The sequence below is a fragment of the Oceanospirillum sediminis genome (genome assembly GCF_014164585.1).
GTDB classification, from domain to species: Bacteria; Pseudomonadota; Gammaproteobacteria; order Pseudomonadales; family Halomonadaceae; genus Oceanospirillum; species Oceanospirillum sediminis.
The window spans coordinates 1-720 of the sequence record NZ_JACJFM010000089.1 but is presented as its reverse complement, the minus strand read 5'-3'; the positions used below and the strand labels follow the sequence as shown (position 1 = coordinate 720).

General features: G+C 47.9%; 3 protein-coding genes. All 3 read right to left on the bottom strand.

Annotation, left to right across the window (positions count from 1 at the left end; all coding sequences use genetic code 11):
* Positions 1-67 precede the first annotated feature (67 nt).
* Positions 68-223: a hypothetical protein gene (locus H4O21_RS24010; protein ID WP_182812376.1), complete on the bottom strand. Its 156-nt coding sequence runs from the start codon at positions 221-223 to the stop codon at positions 68-70.
* Positions 195-503 (bottom strand): hypothetical protein, encoded by a 309-nt coding sequence (locus H4O21_RS24005; RefSeq protein WP_182812373.1) that lies wholly within the window; start codon positions 501-503, stop codon positions 195-197. Before H4O21_RS24005 ends, H4O21_RS24010 begins: the two co-directional genes overlap by 29 nt.
* On the bottom strand, positions 503-720 hold a 218-nt coding region (locus tag H4O21_RS24000; protein WP_220495840.1), incomplete at its 5' end, for a hypothetical protein. The genes H4O21_RS24005 and H4O21_RS24000, both read right to left, overlap by 1 nt.

Here is a 720-nt window from a genome sequence, read left to right as displayed (position 1 = left end):
AGGATTGATGTGCGAGGCGCAATATAATTCACTGCGCAATAAAAAAGCCCCATAATGGGGCTTGCGTTTAACTGGTTTGCTCAGACTCTTCTCGCTGCTTCCACATCTGCTTCAGCTGGAAATAAATATACGCCTCATCGCCATCTTTCGCATTGCGCTCCATTTTCTCACACCATGCTGATGGCTTTGGCGGCTCACTCTGCTGGCAATGTTGCTGGTTCATCAACAGATTCCTCAGTCGCAGTTTCAACAATGCGCACCAGTGAACACTCAAGATTAGGTGCATTGTAATTACCAGCCAGAAACAGCACGCTACCAGTGCTAATCAGCACCTGCTTTGCGTTCGCCTGTGACAGATTCTGCACGATGAATTGCGCTGTTTCTGTGCCGATTTTCAGCACTGCACTGCCGTCACTATTGAGTGATACCAGTTGCGCGGAAGTGTCGGTAATGTTGGTAAAGTTCGCGTTTCGTTGCGCGATGGTGATATCGCAAAATGCCATTATTTAATCTCCAGTTCTTTTGCGCGAATTGCGCTGTCAATGATGTCCTGTAAATCCTGTTCGCGCGATTTGTGTCCGCGATCGCCAGCTTGCAACGCCTTCTTGATTAAGTGCTGCAATGCTGGGTTGGTGACATTCCACGCCATGAGTACATCGTACACGTCAATAAAAATACCAGGCTTAATCTCGTGCAGGTATTTGTTATCAGCCTCAGGGG